Consider the following 15,446-nt stretch of genomic DNA (forward strand, 5'->3'; position numbering starts at 1 on the left):
GCGCACGCATTCCAAGCCGTGTCGCAGCGAGTTTAGATGCCGATCTTCGGGGTGCGGCTGGAGGCAAGTCCAGCTATGGGTTCTCGAGCGTATTTGTATTGACAGCAAGCGTGCTGATCGCATAGCTTGCGGAGGGAAAATCACGCTGAGCTTTTGTTTTATCACGCATGCGCTCGCATTCGTATCCAAGGGGGAAAATCCGATGTCCACAATCCGATCCGGCGGCGCCTTGTGGCGCGCACTGATTGTTCCATGTCTGCTGTTTTGCGCGAGCGCCGCGCATGCCGATTTTGTCGTTCCTGCAGGCGGTTCGGTTTCGCTCGGCGGCGGCACGATTGACCTCGGCTGCACCGATCTTTCGGTGGGCGGAAATCAGCAAATCAACAGCGGCAGCATGTTGAATACACGCAACCTCAGTGTACAGTCCGGTGGCGTCCTCGATGGTGGTAGCGGAAACATTGCGCTGGTCGGCAACTGGTCGAATAGCGGCACCTTCAACGCCGGATCCGGTACCGTCGCGTTCTCCGACAATCCCGCATGTGCAACGTCGACGACGATTACCGGCACGAGTACTTTTGCGAATCTGAGTCTGATAAGCGCCAATGGCAAAACCTATACGTTCGCCGCTGGCCTCACCCAGTCGATACTAGATGTGCTGACGATTCAGGGCACCTCCACCACACCGATCGTTATCAACAGCAGCATTGCCGGTCAGCAAGGCAATATTTTCCTCGCGCCAGGCGGCACGCAGAATATCCAGTACGTATCGGTCACTGACAACTATGGCACCGGCCAGATTCTTGCACCGACTCAGCAGAATCAGGGTGGCGGTGGCAAAGTGCGTGGCTGGTTCGGTATTCCACTGATTCCGGTAGCGGTCATCGCTCAGGCAATTCCCGCGCTTGACGCGAAGGCTTTGCTGCTATTGCTGGCGATGGTTGGTGGTCTCGGCATGCTTGGAATGTCCGGTCAACGTTTGCACCAAAATAGTCGAAACTGAGTCGTATGCAATCTGCGTCCAAGGTTTTCTGTTTTTCTCGTCGCAACATCGCCGTTTCGATCTCGCTGGCACTTGCCGCTGGCGTCGGTAGCGTTTACGCCGCCGATGTTCAGGTGAATACGCCGCCCGCTGGAAATTTTGTCGTCAAGGACAATACCGGTGCGACCATGTTGTTGCAGGTGCAAGGCGGTGGCGCTGTTGTCATACCGAGCCTGCAATCGGCGCCCACCTACACCACCGGCGTGTGTTTCGACGCCAGTGGTAGCTTGGGTCAATGTCTGCCTACCGCTGCTGGTGCGACCGGAGCTACAGGCCCGTCGGGATTGAATGGTGCCACGGGTAATACTGGCAATGGCGGACCGATTGGCGCGACCGGATCCATCGGCGCGACTGGTGCAACCGGCGCGGCCAGCACGATCGCGGGATCGACCGGCGCCAGCGGGAATACCGGCGCTGCGGGATCGACTGGTGCAACCGGAGTGACGGGTGCCACCGGTGCTGCCAGCACCGTCGCCGGACCCACCGGCGCAACCGGAAACATCGGCTCGGTCGGACCGACAGGTTTCACCGGTGCGACGGGTCCCATCGGTGCAACGAGTACCGTCGCTGGGCCGACCGGAGCTACCGGAAACATTGGTGCCACGGGATCTACCGGTTCCACTGGCGCGACGGGAGCGACCGGCGCCACCAGTACCGTAGCTGGCCCTACTGGCGCGGCCGGAAACACCGGTGCCACGGGATCGACCGGTTCCACTGGCGTAACGGGTGCGACTGGCGCCGCCAGCACAGTGGCTGGCCCTACTGGCGCAACCGGAAACATTGGTCCTGCGGGTGCAACCGGTGCCGTAGGCGCAACCGGACCAGCTGTCGCGTTCACGCTCACGATGTTCTCCAATAGTTTCGCCGTCCCACCTGCGGGCGGAGGGGTCAGCGTGACTGCAACGTGCGGAGGCGCGACCACGATGGTTGTCAGCGGTGGCTGCCATTCGACATCGCTCAGCAATGATTCCGTATCCGCGAGTTACATGGGTGCGCCGGTCATAGCCGGCCCGTTCGCCGCTCCTGCTACCAACAAGTGGACATGTTCATACACATCGGGCGGATCAACGACCATCACGGCTTTCGCCTACTGCAAGTAGCGACAGGCACAACCAGCTGGAAGCCGCAATCGCGATAGACAGATAACGAACTCCGGAAGCAGGGGTTCGTTATTTCGCGACCTGATTCAACTCAGCCTTGGTCTTGGCGAAATCTGTCTTGAACTCCGGGCTCTGCAGCATATTCGCCGCGATCACCGTTCCGGCGATCCGGCCGCCTTCGATATCGCCCTGCGCCCGTTTTACCAGCGCTCGTGTGCGCGTCTGCTGCGCCTCCAGGACCGTGCGTAGATCAAGTTTGTCCGCCTCCGATCCGGCTATTGGTGGCGGCCCGAGCAGGATCGTCAAGTCGATCTGCGCATTGCCGAGATAGCTCGTTTGCAGCGCGATTACCGAGCCCGAAAACAGCGCGGACAGACGAGCCATAGGCGCGAAGTATTTTATGCCACAGCAGATTTGCGTATGCTTCGCGATCAGCTGTTTCGGCGCAAGACATGATCGAAAAATCTTCAGCCAAACCCAAGCGCAATTTCGTGCTCGTGCTAATCGCCTTGTTCAAACTGGTCAAGGCCGCAGCATTGATCGTCGCCGCACTTGGCGCATGGCATTTGCTGGCGCCGAACGAGGCGGAAAAATTTGCGACCTGGCTGACCGAACTGCCGTTTGTCACCGGGCATTCGCTGGCAACCCGAGCGGCGGCGTGGTTGATGCAATTGACTCCGCGCAGTCTCGAAGCAATCGGTGCGGGTGCGCTGGTTTACGCCGCACTGTTTGTGCTCGAAGGCGTGGGTTTGCTGCTCGAAAAACGCTGGGCGGAATACCTTACCGTGATCATCACCGCCTCATTGATCCCATTCGAATTGTACGAACTCGTGCATAAATTCGGGCTGATCAAAGTCGCCGCACTGATCGTGAACGTCGCGATTGTGGTGTATCTGATTCGTTTATTGCGTAGCGAGCGCCGGCATTGATTTGAGCGGTGTCGCAGCGGCTTCGACCCACACGATCAAGCCGTTCAATGCCGCATTTCCCGATGGTGCATCCAGCGCGGCGGGATCGGAAATATCGTTGTAGCTCGCGCCGTCCAGAGTCGCGGCACTCGTCAGGCGTGTGCCGGCACGGCGATGGTCGAAACCGTGCGGCAGCGATGCCACGCCACGCATCAAGTCGTCGCAGGATTTCACCGCGACAGTAATGCTGCCGATCGCCGAGCGCACGCGAACATCCACGCCATCGACGATGCCGCGTGCCGCAAGATCGTCGGGATGCATCAGCAGTTGGTGTCGCGGTTTGCCCTTGATTAGGCGCGGCGCATTATGCATCCATGAGTTGTTGCTGCGAATATCACGGCGCCCGATCAGCTGCAGGCTGTCGCCTGGCGCCGGCGCAAACGCATCGCTTGCAAGCCGCGCCAGATCTTCCAGCAGTAGCGAAGGTGCACATTCGATCAAACCGCTTTCGGTTTGCAGGCGCGTCAGCAGATTGGGTTGAAGCGGCCCGAGATCGATGCCGTGCGGCGCGGCTTTCAGATCGTCGATCGTGATGTCCGATCCGCCGTGTTTGAGGCCGGCGGCAATCATCTGTTCGGGCGATGGCAGCGATGTCCACGGTTTGTTTGCAGCCTCGCAATACGCCGCGCCGAGCGCGTTGAAGATTTCCCAGTCGCCACGTTCGTGTTCCGCCTGCGCACGCAGTGGCGTATTCAAACGCGTCACGCGGCGCACCGCAAAGGCGTTGAAAATAAGGTCGTAATGATGCTGCGTCAGCGATGAAACCGGCGGCAGAATCAGATCCGCATGCCGCGTGGTTTCGTTGATGTAGACATCGATCGACAACATGAAATCCAGCGATTCCAGCGCTCCTTCTAAAGCGCGTCCGTTCGGCGTCGACAACACCGGATTTCCGGCGCTTGTAATCAGCGCACGCACTTGGCCCTCGCCTGGGGTTAGGATTTCTTCGGCCAGCGCTGATACCGGCAGTTCACCGGCGAATTCCGCCAGGCCACGCACGCGGCTGCGCCATGCGCCGTGATGGCCACGAGCGGTGCCCGGGCCGGTGAGGCTGATGATGGCGTCGTTCGGCACGATGCCGCCGGGCTGATCCAGGTTGCCGGTGTAGATCGCGATGAGCTGCAACAACCATTGCGCCAGCGTGCCGAACATTTGCGTCGAAAGCCCCATGCGTCCGTACACGGCCGCGCGCGGAGCCGCGTATAAATCGGCGGCGATACGTTCGACTTGCGCCGTGCCGATGCCGGTGCGCACGGCGATAAGTTCGCTGTCGAAATGCGCGATGCTCGCCAGTGCGATATCGAAATCCTTGAGCTTGCCAGCGTAATGATCGAGCCTCGCTGGGCCGATGCGTTGCAAGGTTTGCAACAACGCGATCAGGAGCAACGCATCGCTGCCCGGGCGGATGAAAATATGCTCGCTCGCGATCTCGGCGGTCTCGTTGCGACGCGGATCGATCACCACCAGCTTGCCGCGTGCACACAACGCCTTGAGGCGCTTCGCGATGCCTGGTGCAGTCATCAAGCTGCCCATCGACGCCATCGGATTGGCGCCGAGCATGAGCATGTAATCGCAGTGATCGATATCGGGGATCGGCAACAAAAACTGATGCCCGTACATCGACCACATCACCACTTGGTGCGGCCATTGATCGACGCTGGATGCGGAAAAAATATTGCGCGATTTCAGCGCACGCAAAAATGCCGGCGCATACGCGATGCTGCCGAAATGGTGCGCGTTCGGATTGCCGAGATACGCCGCCACTGAATTCGCGCCATTCTCGTGCTGGATAGCTGCGAGTCGTTCACCGGCGAAAGCAAACGCTTCGTCCCACGAGATTTCCTCGAACTCCGTACCACGCCGACGCAGCGGTTTGCGCACGCGATCGGGATCGGCTTCCAGGTCTAGAATCGCGTTGCCTTTCGGGCAGATGTGGCCTTGGCTGAAAGGATCGGCCGCATCGCCGCGAATCGCGACCAGCCGCTCGTCCTCGTACTGGAATTCGAGCCCACAAATCGCCTCGCACAACGGGCAGGCACGGAAACGGGATAGTCGCGACATCGATGGCTCCGGAAATTACGCGGCAGTAACGATGTTGGAGTGCATCCACCAACATGCCAATGCAGATCGCCATCTTCGCTATTCGCTGAATTGGCGCATGGCGACTTTACCTGATGTGGCGAAATGACGTCCAAGATTGTCGTGAAGAATGACGGAGTCTGGCGACACGTTCGGCCGCATCAGGACGCACCGCGCATGAAAATTCCGTCCTGCCGAAAACATGCTTGAATAGGCAGGATCATGGCCGCACGTTTTGGTGCAAGGTCGCAACTCAAACGGCAACCCACTTTGTATTTCGCGTTCGCTGCTTCGGTGCGCGCATCGTTTTTCATCTCGCGGGAGCAATCGCTTGGCACTTTTCACTCCGTTCACTTTGCGTGGTCTCACACTGAAAAATCGCATCGCCGTCTCGCCAATGTGCCAATACTCGGCGCTGGATGGTTTGCCGAATGATTGGCATATGGTGCATCTCGGCAGCCGCGCGGTGGGTGGCGCGGCGCTGGTCATGACCGAAGCCAGTGCGGTGGTTGCCGAGGGCCGTATCTCGCCCGGTGACGCCGGAATCTACAACGATGCGCATGTCGCCGCGTGGCAGCCGATTACGCGGTTTATCAAATCACAAGGCGCGGTCGCGGCGATGCAGTTGGCACATGCCGGGCGTAAAGCGAGTACCGATGTGCCGTGGCGCGGCGGTAAACCGATCACGCTGGAGCATGGAGGTTGGGCGCCAATTCCAGCACCGAGCGCGTTGGCGTTTTCAGACGGATATCAGGTGCCGCACGAAATGTCGCTGGAGCAGATCCGCGCGTGTGTTGCGGCGTTCGGCCGTGCCGCGCAACGCGCGCTCGAAGCCGGATTTTCCATCGTGGAGGTGCATGCCGCGCACGGTTATCTGGTGCATGAGTTTCTCTCGCCGCTGAGCAACCATCGTACTGATCAATACGGCGGGAGTTTCGATAACCGTACACGGTTGCTGCGCGAAATTACCGTCGCGATCCGCGAAGTCTGGCCGGAAAATCTGCCGCTGTTCGTGCGCATTTCCGCCACTGATTGGGTCGATGGCGGTTGGGATATCGAGCAAAGTATCGCGCTCGCCAAACAACTCAAACCGCTAGGAGTCGACTTGATCGATGTCTCCAGTGGCGGCAACGTGGCGCATGTAAAAATCCCGGTCGGGCCGGGTTATCAGGTGCCGTTTGCTGCTCGCATTCGCCGCGAAGCCGAGATCCCTACCATCGCCGTCGGCATGATCACCGAATCATTGCAGGCCGAAGCGATCATCGAAACCGGCGAAGCGGATATGGTGATGCTCGCGCGCGAGTTGTTGCGCGATCCGTACTGGCCGCGGCGCGCGGCGCACGAACTTGGCGTGACCTTGCCGCCGCCGGATCAATATCAGCGCGCGTGGTGATTATCTCGTCACGATCGATTTGATCCATGGCGCAAGCCGCGGCGCTCCGTTTTCAAATAAGAGCGCCGCTTTTGTTGCCGCCATCGTACGCAGCGTTTCAATCTTGCGAAGCGCGAATCAATCGAGCAATTCTCGATTCAGTTCGGTGCGATATGTGGCCGCGTCGGCATTCGATTCCGGCCCCGAAATATATCGCTCCCACAAATCGGTCGCAGGCGAAAATCCGTTCGCCGTAATCCACGCGCCGAGCTCGGCCCACGCGGCGCCTAGCCCTTCGTAGGGCCCGCTATAAATCGCTCGCGCCACTTTCATCGCCGGCCACTGGCCTTGCTTGACGCGGCCCACGGGCGTGACCGGCGCCGATACTGGCACGCAGATCTCGAAATCGAATTCTTCCGCAGTGATCCGCAGATGATGCGTGAACCACGGGCCGGTCGGACCGATACCTTGCGCCTTCACCGCCGCGATCACTTCGTTGATGCCAGGCCCCATCACTTTCTGCATCTCCGAACGCGCCACCTTGATGGGGATGATGGCAGTCAATTGCGTCGTGGTTTGAACAATGACAGGTGTATCGAGCATGGTTGGATCTCCTGCAGATTTTTGCTATTCGGCAACGCTGGATGTTACGCCCGCCGTGCAGCCGATGTGACGCAAATAATATCCAGATCGTATTGTTCGGCGTCAGGTATTCTTGGCATCTCGAATCCACTGCTTGGCGAGCCAGCCCATGTCGAACAAGATTATCGCGATTCTCGATCCGCACAGCCGCGATATCGGCGACTTTTCGGTGCGGCGTTTGTTGCCTGCGTTGAATCAGCGCATGGTCGGGCCGTTCGTTTTTTTTGATCATTTCGGGCCGGTGCATTTTGCGCCGGGGCACGGCATGCAGGTGCGCCCGCATCCGCACATCGGCCTCGCTACGGTGACGTATCTTTATGATGGCGCGATCGTGCATCGCGATAGTCTCGGCAATCGCCAGACCATCGTGCCGGGCGATGTGAACTGGATGACGGCGGGACGCGGCATCGTCCATTCAGAGCGCTCATCGGAGCAGGATCGCAGCAACGGCAGCTCGCTACATGGCATTCAGACCTGGGTCGCGTTACCGATCGAACAAGCCGAATGCGATGCGGACTTCAATCATCACGCCGCGCATACTTTGCCGCAACTCGAGCGCGATGGCGTGACCTTGCGTTTGATCGCGGGCACTGCGTTTAGTTTGCAATCGCCGGTGGCGACACGCTCCGCACTTTTTTATGTCGACGCGCAAATGCCGTCTGCCACGCGATTGACTCTGCCACCCGAGCATGAGCAACGCGCGATCTATGTGGTCGAAGGCAGCGTGACTATCGACGAACAAGCCGTACAGAGCGGACAGATGGCGATCTTTGCAACCGGTGGCGACATCGACATCGTCGCCTCCGCATCGGCGCGCCTGATGCTGTTCGGCGGTGCGCCACTCGGCGACCGCATCATCTGGTGGAACTTCGTCGCGAGTTCGCACGAGCGTATCGAGCAGGCCAAGGCCGCGTGGAGCGCGCAAGAGATGGGTCAGGTGCCTGATGAGCACGAGTTTATTCCGCTGCCGTTGCGCTGATTTTTGCAGCACCGGCTACGATGAATTTATCGTTTTCTGCTACGCCAATTCGCGTATAGCCAACTTGTTTTTCTGTTCCGCGATCATTGTCACTGCGCGGTAACACAGCATTCCTACAGTGCTCAATCGTGACGTTGCACAACGCGCCAATTGCGGCGGCGTGAGTCGATCAGCGTCGATCGAGCAAGGGGAAATGCGGGATGGAATTTTTATTCGACGGGTCGCTGACGACCCCGGTGTTGATTTTGCTTGCAGCAGCGTTGCTGCTAGCGCTGGGTTTTGAATTCGTCAACGGTTTTCACGACACCGCCAACGCGGTCGCCACCGTGATCTACACGCACACGCTCAAGCCGACCCAAGCCGTGATCTGGTCGGGCACGTGGAATTTTCTCGGGGTGCTCACTTCATCCGGACTGGTCGCGTTCGGCATCATCGCGTTGCTGCCGGTGGAGCTGATTATCAACGTCGGATCGGGGGCGAGTTTTGCGATGGTATTCGCGTTGCTGGTGTCGGCGATCATCTGGAATCTCGGCACGTGGTATCTCGGATTGCCGGCGTCGAGTTCGCACACATTGATCGGTTCGATCGTTGGCGTCGGCCTGATGAATTCGCTGATGAGCGCCGGATCGAAATTCGGTGAGGGCGTGAACTGGGGCAAGGTATCGGATGTCGGCATGTCGTTGCTGATATCGCCGCTGATCGGCTTTGTCTGCGCCGCGTTGTTGTTGTGGCTGGCGAAAAAACTCATCAGCAACCCTGATCTGTATCGCGCGCCCGAAGGCAACAAACCGCCGCCGTTGTGGATTCGTGCGATCCTCATGCTGACCTGCACCGGCGTGAGTTTTGCGCACGGTTCCAACGACGGCCAGAAAGGCATGGGCCTGATCATGCTGATCCTGATCGGCATCGTGCCGGCGACGTATGCGTTGAATCTGGATACATCACCCGAGCAGATCCACAAGATCGTTGCCTCGACCCAAAGTGTCGCCAGCGTGCTGACGCAGAGCGGCAAGGTGCAACCGATGACCGCCGATGAAGCGAAAGATGCGTTGTCGCAGTACCTGCGCGCCGGTAAGCTCGATGACAAAACCTACGCTGCACTCGCACAGAAAAATCAGGAAGTTGCGAATACGATCGCCAGCGCGAATGCGTTCAAGGATATTCCGGTCGAGGCGCGCCGCACCTTGCGCAGCGATATCTACCTGCTCAGCGAATCGATCGGCAAACTGGTCAAGGCCGATACCAGCATCACGCCGGAAAATCGCAAGACGCTCAACGCCTACAAGGATCAGATCAAGGGCGTGACCAATTTCATTCCGACCTGGGTCAAGGTTGCCGTGGCGCTGGCGCTCGGCCTCGGCACGATGATCGGCTGGAAACGCATCGTGGTCACGGTTGGCGAAAAAATCGGCAAGGCGCATCTCACCTATGCGCAGGGCGCGTCGGCTGAGCTCGTGGCGATGGTCACGATCGGCGCGGCGGATGTGATGGGTTTGCCGGTTAGCACTACACACGTACTTTCATCAGGCATTGCCGGCACGATGTTCGCGAACAAATCCGGGCTGCAGCGCGATACCGTGCGCAACCTAATTCTGGCGTGGGTGCTGACCTTGCCGGTGTGCGTATTCATGGGCGCGATGCTGTTCGCCGCCGGCTTGTTCATGGTGCTGCGCGTGTTCGGCATGCATTGATATGTTGATCCTGATTCCGTGCAGCTCGCGAAGCTGCGCGGAATCACGCAAGCCGTACGTGCATGAATCCGTGCTCAATCGTTATTGATAGTGATGACCTTGATGCTGTCGTCGTCCACCGAGTTCAGCCACACTTCGCCATCGCCGAGCATCATGCCGTGGTCGTTCCAGAACACGCACTGGTAATCGGTCTCGGAACGGAAGCGCGCGGCGAGTATCGCGGCTTTGACTTTTTGATTGAACACCTCGTTGAAATTCGCCAGCAACTCGTTGCGCCGCAAGCGCACGCTTTTGTCGCCGAGCGTGGCGCGTACCGGAAACTGCACGAGATCCGCCACCGCTGCGTTGTCCTCACGCGAGATCGCACGCTGCAGTGACGTCAGAACGGATGCTGCCGCAGCATCGCTGGAAAAAGGAAATCCCCCAGGTACGCTGCCGTCATCACACGTCGCGCTGCACAAACTTGTTGCCAACAGGATGGGAAGCGATAAAAAGAGTCTGCGCAGCATCATTTTTAGTAATCCCTGAGGGTGGAAGTTCGCTGATCGACTTTGACAGGTTCACCGAGAAAGCGGAACACCTTCGGCCATGCCCAGCCGCGACTTCAGCACCTTTTCGTCAACGCATTTTTGCGTTTTAAAACGGCTGTTGCATGCTTGTATCCGCGATGGTGCACATGACTTCTGTCGCATGGTGTTAGTCATTTAGGACTAGTAGTATTCAGCCTGGCGATGGAGTCGGTTGATCCCCGATTGATTTTCTCGAACTGCATCGCCCCGATGTATGGCGCATACGGCTTTCGTGTGTGCCGGGCTTTTGGGAGAGACGGCGATGCGTGGCACTGATTGGCTGATCACAACGGCGATGGTTTTGAGCATGGGCACGGCGCATGCGCTGACAGCCGATGAGCTCGTGGCAAAGAATATCGAGGCGCGCGGTGGCGCCGAAAAACTGCACGCTATCCAGACTTTGAAGCTCACCGGCAAGCTGGTCGTGAACGGTCAGTTCGAACTGGCGATGATGCAGATCAGCAAGCGCCCGGCTATGTATCGCAACGAAGCATCGTTGCAGGGATTGACCGCGGTGCAGGCTTACGACGGCACGCAGGCATGGCAGATCCAGCCGTTCGGCGGGCGCAAGGATCCGGAAAAACTTTCCGCCGACGATGCGAAAGATCTGGCCGAATCGGCCGATATCGACGGCCCGCTGGTCGACTACAAATCCAAGGGTTACACGCTCGATTATCTCGGCACGGAAGATGTTGATGGCACCGAAGCGCACAAGCTTAAACTCACCAAAAAAGATGGCGATGTCGAAATCGTCTATCTCGATCCCGATCATTTTCTGGAAATTCGTTCGTTGACCCAACGCATCGTGCATGGCGTGGAGCAGGTTAACGAAACCGATTTCGGCGAGTTCGAAAAAGTGAATGGTGTGTTCCTGCCGTTTGCGATCGAATCGGGGCCGAAAGGCGTTGCCGACAAACCGCAAAAAATCAGTTTCGACAAGGCCGAAATCAACGTGCCTGCGGATGATGCAACTTTCCATTTCCCGGCCAACGCCGGCGCGGCCAAGTGATCGGGAGATGACCATGAAACGATTGACCAAACTTACGCTCGCCGCGCTTGCCGTGTCGATATTTGCCACGGTCGCTGCGTCCGCGACAACGCCGGCCGCTGCACCGGCGCCGCTCAAGTTCGATGCCGGAAGTATCTCGGGGCTTGGCGCGCGCAACATCGGTTCGGCGACGATGAGCGGTCGTATCGCCGCCATCGATGCCGTCAACGAAAAAAATGGCAAGACCACGATTTACGTCGGCTCGGCCACAGGTGGCGTGTGGAAATCCAGCGATAGTGGCACGACCTACAAGCCGGTTTTCGATCGACAAAATGTGCAGTCGATTGGTGCGATCACGATTGATCCAAGCGATCCGCGCACGATCTGGGTCGGCACCGGCGAGCCGTGGACGCGCAATAGCGTTTCGGTCGGCGACGGCATTTACAAATCCAGCGATGGCGGCGAAACCTGGACCCATCTCGGCCTGGAAAACTCTGAGCGCATCGCCAAAATCATTGTCGATCCGAAAGATCGCAACACGGTTTACGCGTGTGTGCCGGGCAAGCTCTGGAGCGATTCCGCCGAGCGTGGTTTGTACAAAACGAGTGATGGTGGCAAGAATTGGTCGCTGGTTTTGAAAGGCACCAATCTTTCGACCGGTTGCGCATCAATCAGCATGGATCCACAAAACAGCGGCGTGATGTTTGCGTCGTTATGGGATTTCCGACGCAAGGGCTGGACGTTCCGTTCGGGCGGCGAGAATCCGACTTCGCCAAGTGGCAGCGGCCTGTTCCGCAGCGGCGACGGCGGTACGCATTGGACTGAAGTCAGTGACAAGTCGAACAAGGGATTTCCGGTAAAACCTTACGGCCGTATCGCGGTGGCGGTGGCGCCGTCGAGCAATAAAATCGTTTATGCATTGGTCGAGTCACCACGCAGCGCATTGTTCCGTTCCGATGATGGCGGCCAGACCTGGGAAGAGCGCGATCGCAGCCAGTTCATGGTATGGCGACCGTTTTATTTTGCGACGTTGTTTGTCGATCCGGGCAATCCCGAGCGCCTGTTCAAGCCCGACCTTGGCCTGATCATGAGCGAGGATGGTGGCAAGAGTTTTTCCAACGCATCCGGTGGTACGCATGGCGATCACCATGCGGTGTGGATCGATCCGAAAAATCCGCAGCAGGTCATCAGTGGCGACGACGGCGGCATCTGGTATTCGCAAGACGGCGGCAGCAAATGGCGCAAGGGCGAGAATCTGCCGATCTCGCAGTTCTATCATGTCAGTGTGGATGACCGTGATCCGTACCAGGTTTACGGCGGTTTGCAGGACAACAGTTCGTGGGTTGGCCAGTCCGAATATCCGGGCGGCATCGGTAACGCGCAGTGGGAAAACATGTATGGCGGCGACGGGTTTTGGTCGTTCTCCGATCCCGCTGATCCGGATTATCTCTACACCGAAGCGCAAGGCGGCACGATCGGTAGAGTCAATCGCAAAACGCATGAAATACGCGATATCCAGCCGCGTGCAAATTTGCACGAGAAGCTGCGTTACAACTGGAATACGCCGATTGCGTTGAGCCCGAATGAAAAAGGCACGATCTACATCGGCGCACAGTTTCTCTTTCGCTCGCGCGATCACGGCCAGTCGTGGGATCGCATCTCGCCGGATCTGACGAGCAATGATCCGCTGAAGCAGAAGCAGGAGGAATCCGGCGGCGTGACTGTGGATAATTCCGCGGCGGAAATGCACACGACGATTTATTCGATCAGCGAATCGCCGAAGAACGGCCAGTTAATCTGGATCGGTACCGATGATGGCAATCTGCAGCTCACACGCGATGGCGGCAAGAGCTGGAACAACGTGGTCGGCAACATTTCAGGCCTGCCGAAAAACTCGTGGGTATCATGGGTCGAGGCGAGTCGTTTCGATGAATCCGTGGTGTATGCCGCGTTCGATCGCCACAGTTTCGGCGACATGCAACCGTGGGTTTATCGCAGCAAGGACTACGGAAAATCCTGGACACGCATAGTCGCACCGGCGCAAGGCGTGCGTGGTTATGCGCATGTGATTCGCGAAGACACGCTCAAGCCCGAACTGCTGTTTCTCGGCACCGAATTCGGCCTGTGGGTATCGATCGACGGCGGCGCGCAATGGGCGCAATACAAGGGCGGCAATTTCCCGAATGTCGCGGTGCGTGATCTGGTGTTGCAGCCGCGCACGTCTGATCTCGTGCTGGCAACGCACGGTCGCGGTATCTGGATCATTGATGACATCACGCCGTTGCGCGCGCTCACGCCTTCGGTATTGAATCTGGAAGCGGGTTTCATCGAAGCGCGTCCGCAACAACAACGCTTGAATGCGCAAGGTGGTTGGCCGGGCGGCGATGCAGTCTTCACCGGCGACAATCCGCCGAATGCCGCGGTGATCACGTATTACCAGAAATCGCGACATCTGTTCGGCAAGATCAAGCTGGAAATTCTCGATAGCAAAGGTGTCGTCATCGACAGCATCGCCGCGAGCAAACGGCGTGGCCTGAATCGGGTGACGTGGGGCATGCGAGTGAAGCCGCCACGTGTGCCGTCGGCGGCGCAGGTTGCGTTTAATGCCTCGCAAGGGCCGCGGGTTTTACCGGGTGATTACACCGTGCGCTTGACCAAGGGCACCGAGGTTTATACCGCGCCGCTGAAGATCGGCATTGATGCGCGCGCCAAATATCCGTTGGCCGAACGCCAGCAGGAATTCGACGCCGCGATGCGCGTGCATGCCTTGTTCGGCACGATGACCGATCTGGTGTATCGCATCAACGCCGCGCGTACCGGTGTGCAGGAACGCAGCGGCAAGTTGCCGGAAAAGGATGCGTTGCGCGCCCAGCTCGCCGCATACGGCAGCAAGCTCGACGAAGTGCGCAAGCAGATCGTCGCGACCAAGGAAGGCGGCGCGATCACCGGCGAAGAACGCATCCGCGAACATATGGATTCGTTATACGGCGCGATCGTCAATTACGAAGGCCGCCCGAGCGATTACCAGCTGGCCGCGATCGACACACAACAGCGTGAACTCAGCGATGTCGCTGAGCAATTCGAGAAGCTCAACAGCGCGCAGTTGAGCAAGCTCAATAGCGCGCTGAGTGCAAAGCAGTTGCCAGCGATCACGATCCCCGACGCAGCACCGGTAGAGGTCGGCCAGCAGTCCGCGAATGGCGACAAGAAAGGCGGTTGGCTCGAACGTGATTGATAATGATGTTGAGCGCAATCTGATCCCGGTCGACCAAACCCGACCGGGATCAGTGATTCATGCACAGAGCGGGAACTCAGCGAAATTCGCGATGACAGTTGTCGCAATGTTCGCTAATCGCGGCGACGTTTTTGCCCAATGCTGGGCAGTCCGAAACCGGCTCTGCGATCGAGTGATCCAGTGTGCTGCGCAGATCTTCAGCATGGCGATGGAATGTCGGATCGACGTCACCGTTGGGATACATCGCGGGTTCGATTTCCTGCGTGGCGTTGCGCAATCGCCGCAGTAATTCGGCACTCCGGTTCGTATCGCATGGTTGTGCTTTGGCGATGTCGCGCAACCTGCCGAGATCGTTTTGCAGCACCGCCATCACCCCGCGCGGATAAGCACTGCGCTGTTGTAGCGCATTCATCGCGAGCATAGCGACCGCGCCGCCGAGCACCGCACCGAGGATAAAAAGTACCAGCAAACGCATGGCTGTTCTCTGCTGCAATTCGATACGCGGCATGATAACCGAGAGTCGTGCATCGGCGTTCTGAAGCCCCTGCAGTTGTATCTGCGGCAACTGACATTTTCGCCGGCGCGCGACGCGGGTACGCCGCGCGTGCTCTGGGCCATCAGTCCGAACAGCGGCAAACTCGAATGTTCGTGGTCTTCCAATCCGGAGTGCGCGCGGCGATCTTCGACTCACATCTTATTCCTGGCGCAGGCCGCCTGAAACTTTCTGCGCGGGACCAAGCGAGCACCATCGACTCTGTCGCCACTGCGTCATACGCTTCGCCAA

13 protein-coding genes are annotated in these 15,446 nt (G+C 58.6%); 8 read left to right on the plus strand and 5 right to left on the minus strand.

Annotation, left to right across the window (positions count from 1 at the left end):
* Positions 1-202: 202 nt before the first annotated feature.
* A complete protein-coding gene (locus ELE36_RS09335; RefSeq protein ID WP_129832807.1) occupies positions 203-1,000 on the plus strand; it encodes a hypothetical protein in 798 nt (265 codons plus the stop codon).
* Positions 1,001-1,005: 5 nt separating this feature from the next.
* The gene (locus tag ELE36_RS20955) at positions 1,006-2,139 is read left to right on the plus strand and encodes a collagen-like domain-containing protein (RefSeq protein WP_277987069.1); all 1,134 of its coding nucleotides are present in this window, start codon (positions 1,006-1,008) and stop codon (positions 2,137-2,139) included.
* 69 nt (positions 2,140-2,208) lie between these two features.
* Here ELE36_RS20955 and ELE36_RS09345 read toward each other — a convergent pair whose 3' ends face one another.
* On the minus strand, positions 2,209-2,523 hold the full coding sequence (locus ELE36_RS09345; RefSeq protein WP_129832808.1) for a hypothetical protein: 315 nt from the start codon (positions 2,521-2,523) through the stop codon (positions 2,209-2,211).
* Positions 2,524-2,591: 68 nt separating this feature from the next.
* Between ELE36_RS09345 and ELE36_RS09350 the strand changes: the two genes are divergently transcribed.
* A complete protein-coding gene (locus tag ELE36_RS09350) occupies positions 2,592-3,068 on the plus strand; it encodes a DUF2127 domain-containing protein (protein WP_129832809.1) in 477 nt (158 codons plus the stop codon).
* Here the strand turns inward: ELE36_RS09350 and ELE36_RS09355 are convergent.
* A complete protein-coding gene (locus tag ELE36_RS09355) occupies positions 3,042-5,168 on the minus strand; it encodes a molybdopterin-dependent oxidoreductase (protein WP_129832810.1) in 2,127 nt (708 codons plus the stop codon). The genes ELE36_RS09350 and ELE36_RS09355 overlap by 27 nt on opposite strands.
* A gap of 349 nt (positions 5,169-5,517) precedes the next feature.
* Between ELE36_RS09355 and ELE36_RS09360 the strand changes: the two genes are divergently transcribed.
* Entirely contained in the window at positions 5,518-6,579 is a 1,062-nt protein-coding gene (locus ELE36_RS09360) for an NADH:flavin oxidoreductase/NADH oxidase (protein WP_129832811.1), read from the plus strand.
* Positions 6,580-6,696: 117 nt separating this feature from the next.
* Here ELE36_RS09360 and ELE36_RS09365 read toward each other — a convergent pair whose 3' ends face one another.
* Positions 6,697-7,161 carry a GyrI-like domain-containing protein gene (locus ELE36_RS09365; protein ID WP_129832812.1) on the minus strand — a complete coding sequence of 155 codons (465 nt, stop codon included), beginning with the start codon at positions 7,159-7,161 and terminating at the stop codon, positions 6,697-6,699.
* 148 nt (positions 7,162-7,309) lie between these two features.
* Here ELE36_RS09365 and ELE36_RS09370 point away from each other — a divergent pair, with 148 nt between their 5' ends.
* Together ELE36_RS09370 and ELE36_RS09375 are read left to right on the plus strand one after the other, a co-directional pair.
* Positions 7,310-8,179, plus strand: coding sequence for a pirin family protein (locus ELE36_RS09370; protein WP_129832813.1), 870 nt, complete (start codon positions 7,310-7,312; stop codon positions 8,177-8,179).
* Between the two features lie 200 nt (positions 8,180-8,379).
* Entirely contained in the window at positions 8,380-9,870 is a 1,491-nt protein-coding gene (locus tag ELE36_RS09375) for an inorganic phosphate transporter (RefSeq protein WP_129832814.1), read from the plus strand.
* Between the two features lie 74 nt (positions 9,871-9,944).
* Here the strand turns inward: ELE36_RS09375 and ELE36_RS09380 are convergent, their stop codons facing one another.
* Positions 9,945-10,379 carry a hypothetical protein gene (locus ELE36_RS09380; protein ID WP_129832815.1) on the minus strand — a complete coding sequence of 145 codons (435 nt, stop codon included), beginning with the start codon at positions 10,377-10,379 and terminating at the stop codon, positions 9,945-9,947.
* A 322-nt stretch (positions 10,380-10,701) separates the two neighbouring features.
* On the opposite strand from ELE36_RS09380, the gene ELE36_RS09385 reads away from it, so the two are divergent.
* Complete coding sequence (locus tag ELE36_RS09385) at positions 10,702-11,448, plus strand: LolA family protein (protein ID WP_129832816.1); 747 nt, start codon at positions 10,702-10,704, stop codon at positions 11,446-11,448.
* Positions 11,449-11,461: 13 nt separating this feature from the next.
* Positions 11,462-14,662, plus strand: a complete 3,201-nt coding sequence (locus tag ELE36_RS09390; protein WP_129832817.1) for a WD40/YVTN/BNR-like repeat-containing protein — start codon at positions 11,462-11,464, stop codon at positions 14,660-14,662.
* A 76-nt stretch (positions 14,663-14,738) separates the two neighbouring features.
* Here the strand turns inward: ELE36_RS09390 and ELE36_RS09395 are convergent, their stop codons facing one another.
* Entirely contained in the window at positions 14,739-15,137 is a 399-nt protein-coding gene (locus ELE36_RS09395; protein ID WP_129832818.1) for a hypothetical protein, read from the minus strand.
* Positions 15,138-15,446 lie beyond the last annotated feature (309 nt).

Source organism: Pseudolysobacter antarcticus (genome assembly GCF_004168365.1).
Lineage (GTDB): Bacteria > Pseudomonadota > Gammaproteobacteria > Xanthomonadales > Rhodanobacteraceae > Pseudolysobacter > Pseudolysobacter antarcticus.

Coding starts and splice junctions, on each gene's coding strand:
- ELE36_RS09335 (WP_129832807.1), top strand. CDS start 203: ATGTCCACAATCCGATCCGGCGGCGCCTTGTGGCGCGCACTGATTGTT.
- ELE36_RS20955 (WP_277987069.1), top strand. CDS start 1,006: ATGCAATCTGCGTCCAAGGTTTTCTGTTTTTCTCGTCGCAACATCGCC.
- ELE36_RS09345 (WP_129832808.1), bottom strand. CDS start 2,523: ATGGCTCGTCTGTCCGCGCTGTTTTCGGGCTCGGTAATCGCGCTGCAA.
- ELE36_RS09350 (WP_129832809.1), top strand. CDS start 2,592: ATGATCGAAAAATCTTCAGCCAAACCCAAGCGCAATTTCGTGCTCGTG.
- ELE36_RS09355 (WP_129832810.1), bottom strand. CDS start 5,168: ATGTCGCGACTATCCCGTTTCCGTGCCTGCCCGTTGTGCGAGGCGATT.
- ELE36_RS09365 (WP_129832812.1), bottom strand. CDS start 7,161: ATGCTCGATACACCTGTCATTGTTCAAACCACGACGCAATTGACTGCC.
- ELE36_RS09370 (WP_129832813.1), top strand. CDS start 7,310: ATGTCGAACAAGATTATCGCGATTCTCGATCCGCACAGCCGCGATATC.
- ELE36_RS09375 (WP_129832814.1), top strand. CDS start 8,380: ATGGAATTTTTATTCGACGGGTCGCTGACGACCCCGGTGTTGATTTTG.
- ELE36_RS09380 (WP_129832815.1), bottom strand. CDS start 10,379: ATGCTGCGCAGACTCTTTTTATCGCTTCCCATCCTGTTGGCAACAAGT.
- ELE36_RS09385 (WP_129832816.1), top strand. CDS start 10,702: ATGCGTGGCACTGATTGGCTGATCACAACGGCGATGGTTTTGAGCATG.
- ELE36_RS09390 (WP_129832817.1), top strand. CDS start 11,462: ATGAAACGATTGACCAAACTTACGCTCGCCGCGCTTGCCGTGTCGATA.
- ELE36_RS09395 (WP_129832818.1), bottom strand. CDS start 15,137: ATGCGTTTGCTGGTACTTTTTATCCTCGGTGCGGTGCTCGGCGGCGCG.